Raw genomic sequence first — 3,667 nt, 5'->3', positions numbered from 1 at the left:
TCGGCAAGTGTCATCTGGATGGGCTAAACTGACCCTTCCGCCCCTTGATGGGGCTCGGCAACAAGCGTGATGAACGAGGACCCTGGCAGTACCGGCGGCCCGGCCCACCGAACATGGTGGGATCGACTGGGCCACATGTTTTCCGGAGAACCGCGCAACCGCGACGAACTGATCGAGGAGCTGCGCACGGCACGGGCCAACGGCCTGCTCTCCAACGACACCCTGACCATGGTCGAGGGTGCGATCAAGGTCACCGAACTCTCCGTCGACGACGTCATGGTGCCCCGGGCCCAGATCGTCATGGTCCCGGCCGACGGCAGCCTGCACGAAGTGCTCGCCACGGTGGTGGAATCAGGCCACTCGCGCTTCCCCGTGCACGGCGAAGACAAAGACGAAATCCTCGGCATCCTGCTGGCAAAGGATCTGCTCAAATACTTCGGCGACGGCGAAGGCTGCGATATTTCCTCGCTGCTGCGTCCCGCCGTGCTGATCCCCGAATCCATGCGCCTGAACGTGCTGCTGGCCGAGTTCCGCCGCAGCCGCAACCACATGGCGCTGGTAATCGATGAATACGGCGGCGTGGCCGGCCTCATCACCATCGAAGACGTGCTCGAACAGATCGTCGGCGAGATCGACGACGAGCACGACGACGAGGAAGAACCCCAGTTGATGCAGGCCACCGGCGACGGTGCCTTCGACGTGGGTGCCCTCACCACCATCGAAGACTTCAACGAGGAAACCGGCGCGAGCTTCTCCGACGAAGAATTCGATACCGTGGGCGGCATGGTGACCTCCGAATTCGGCCACCTGCCGGAAGTGGGCGAGGAAGTGGCCATCGGCGATTTCCTGTTCCACGTGACCGAAGCCGACGACCGTCGCGTGCAGCGTTTTCGCGTGACGCTGGCTGATCGCCCGGGCGAGACACCCACGCCTTGAAGCGCCTGCTTTTCCTGCTGCTGGCCCTGGTGGCCACGCCTGCGTTCGCGGGCATTGCCGAAGCACCGGCCGATACCCTGCAGGTGTCGCTCATCACCTATGGCCCGGGCGACATCTACTGGGAGCGCTTCGGCCACGATGCCGTGGAACTGCGCGACCCAGCCTCCGGCGAGGCCATTGCCTTCAACTATGGCGTGTTCGACTTCGACGAAGCCGGCTTCCTGCTGAACTTCGCCCGGGGCATCATGAACTACCGCATGGATGCAGTGCCCACTGCTGAAGACGTGCAGTTCTATGTATCGGAAGGGCGCGAAGTCACCAGGCAGCGGCTGGCCTTCACGCCGGCACAGGCTGAAGACCTCCGCCGCTTCCTGTTCTGGAACATCCAGCCGCAGAACACGCGCTACAACTACAACTACTACGTCGACAATTGCGCCACGCGCGTGCGCGATGCCCTGGACCGCGCGCTCGGCGGGCAGCTGCGCGCGAACCTGGCCCGGCATCCGGGCGGCATGACCTACCGCCAGCAGACCGCGCGCACGATGAGCAACCACACCTGGCTGATGCTGGGCATGGACTTGGGACTGGGCCCCTACGCCGACCAACCCATGGATGCTTTGAAGGAAAGCTTCCTGCCCATGGTGCTGCGCGATGAAGTGGCCGGCATGGTCGTGAGCGATGGCGCGGGCGGCAGCCGGCCGCTGGTGCAGTCCACCGAGGTCCTGGCCAAGGCCACCATCGAACAACCGCCAGCAATGGCGCCGGAACTGGGCCTGCCGTTGTTCGGCGTGGGCCTGGTGCTGGCCGTGTTGCTGCTGGTGATGGGCGCTTACCGGGAATATCTGGCCGCCCGCATTGTGTACGGCGTGGTGGCCACGCTCTGGCTGCTGTTCGCCGGCATTGCCGGCCTGGTCATGATTGGTTTGTGGGCATTTACCCAGCACCAGTCAGGCTGGGCGAACGCTAACCTGCTGATCTATCAGCCATTGGCCTTCTTGTTGCTGCCTGCCGTATGGCGAGGCTACAGGGTGCTTTCCGGGCGGATCATCTGGATCTGCGTCGCCCTGGCCGTGCTGGCCCTGGTGCTGCACGCCCTGCCCTTCTACACCCAGCGGAATTTCCCCTGGGTGGGGTTGGGCTTGCCCATCTGGCTGGCGCTCGGGGCTTCGCGGTTTCGTAAGTAACTACGAAACCGTCGATGCGGCAGTGATTGCCCTGTAACACGCGCCTCGGCATGATGCCGGCCATGTCCTTGAACATTCCCGCTCCGGAAACTCCCGTCCCATTGAACAATTCGATGGTGGTCAACTGCGTGGCCTACCGCAAGGATGGCTCGAAGATAGGCGACATCACGCTGGACGCCATCAGCGATGTGCTGAAAACCCCCGATACGTTCGTGTGGGTGGGCCTGCACGAGCCGGACGAGCACCTGCTGGACAAGCTGCAGGAGGAATTCTGCCTGCACGACCTGGCGGTTGAAGACGCCAAGTACGCCCACCAGCGCACCAAGATCGAAACCTACGGCGACTCGTTGTTCATCGTGGTGCAAACGGCGCAGCTGCTGGGTGGCAGCATTGCCTTCGGCGAAACGCAGATCTTCCTGGGCAAGCGCTATTTGATCACCGTGCGCCACGGGGCATCGTTGAGTTACGCCCCGGCGCGCATGAGCTGCGAGCGCTCGCCGGAACTGCTGGCGATGGGGCCGAGCTATGGCCTGTATGCCGTGCTGGACTTCGTGGTGGACAACTTCCTTCCTATCGTGCGCGACTTCCGCGAAGAACTGCACGACCTGGAAAACGATATCTTCGCCGATACCTTCAACCGCGACACCATCAAGCGCCTGTACGACATGCAGCGCGAACTGATGAGCATGCGCCTGGCCGCGGCGCCGCTGCAGGATGTGATCAGCCAGCTGGTGCGCATGCACCCGAATCTGATCCACGACGAACTGCGCGCCTACTTCCGCGACGTTTATGACCACGTGTTCCGCGTGAACGAATCCACCAGCGCCATGCGCGAAATGCTTAGCGCGGCGATCTCGGTCAACCTTTCGCTGGTGACCTTCGGCCAGAACGAAGTGATGAAGAAGCTCGCCGGCTGGGCGGCCATGCTGGCCGCGCCCACGCTGATCACCAGCTGGTACGGCATGAACTTCGCGCACATGCCGGAGTTGAACAAGCCGTGGGCTTATCCGGCTCTTACGTGCCTGGTGGCTTGCATCGTGGGTGGGATATTCATTGGGTTGAAGAAGGCGAAGTGGTTTTAGCGGGAAGCCTGCCATTAATGCTCCAATAGGAGCGTTTCTCGGCGGTAAGCATTCCTATGGGACCCCTTATTGATTTTCAGGGGTGACGCCACTATAATCAGTCCCATAAGAATGATAATGGCTCATTAGCATTCCCATGAGAACGTTAAACGTGGATTCAACGATTCCTCAGCCCGTCGAGCGAGCCATCCGCAAGCTAGGCAGCGACATTTCGCTTACACGGCGGCGACGGCACATTTCCCAGGAGTCGCTGGCCGAACGCATGGGAGCTTCCTTGTCCACCGTCCGTCGCATGGAGAAAGGCGATGTCCGCGTGCCCATGCACTTCTACGGCCGTGCGCTGCATGTCTTTGGTGAAATCCAGGCGCTGGAACACCTGCTTGATACTTCGAACGACGACATCGGCCTGACGCTGATGGACGAGCAATTGCCCAAGCGCGTGCGCCGCAACTCCCGCCCGTCGGG

At 62.1% G+C, this 3,667-nt stretch carries 4 protein-coding genes and 1 pseudogene; all 5 read left to right on the top strand.

The genetic code is table 11. From position 1 onward, the window contains the following. The first annotated feature begins 69 nt into the window (after nucleotides 1–69). Nucleotides 70–936, top strand: a complete 867-nt coding sequence (locus tag VK519_RS05450; RefSeq protein ID WP_324348116.1) for a CorC family transporter — start codon at nucleotides 70–72, stop codon at nucleotides 934–936. Further along, nucleotides 933–2,120 (top strand): lipoprotein N-acyltransferase Lnb domain-containing protein, encoded by a 1,188-nt coding sequence (locus VK519_RS05445; protein WP_324348115.1) that lies wholly within the window; start codon nucleotides 933–935, stop codon nucleotides 2,118–2,120. Before VK519_RS05450 ends, VK519_RS05445 begins: the two co-directional genes overlap by 4 nt. Nucleotides 2,121–2,173: 53 nt before the next feature. Then, on the top strand, nucleotides 2,174–3,202 hold the full coding sequence (locus VK519_RS05440) for a magnesium and cobalt transport protein CorA (RefSeq protein ID WP_414692703.1): 1,029 nt from the start codon (nucleotides 2,174–2,176) through the stop codon (nucleotides 3,200–3,202). A gap of 136 nt (nucleotides 3,203–3,338) precedes the next feature. After that, nucleotides 3,339–3,473 (top strand): annotated as a pseudogene (locus VK519_RS17780) (hypothetical protein); the annotation flags it as partial. Between the two features lie 3 nt (nucleotides 3,474–3,476). Continuing rightward, the coding region (locus tag VK519_RS05435; RefSeq protein WP_414692702.1) for a hypothetical protein at nucleotides 3,477–3,667 on the top strand (191 nt) is incomplete at its 3' end.

This window comes from Pinirhizobacter sp., assembly GCF_035317885.1.
Lineage (GTDB): Bacteria > Pseudomonadota > Gammaproteobacteria > Xanthomonadales > Rhodanobacteraceae > Pinirhizobacter.
Note: the sequence above shows the minus strand (reverse complement) of the source record. Positions and strands in the feature narration are given on the sequence as shown.

What these genes read in the sequence shown, in the direction of transcription:
- VK519_RS05450 (WP_324348116.1), top strand. Translation starts at nt 70, where the DNA reads ATGAACGAGGACCCTGGCAGTACCGGCGGCCCGGCCCACCGAACATGG.
- VK519_RS05440 (WP_414692703.1), top strand. Translation starts at nt 2,174, where the DNA reads ATGCCGGCCATGTCCTTGAACATTCCCGCTCCGGAAACTCCCGTCCCA.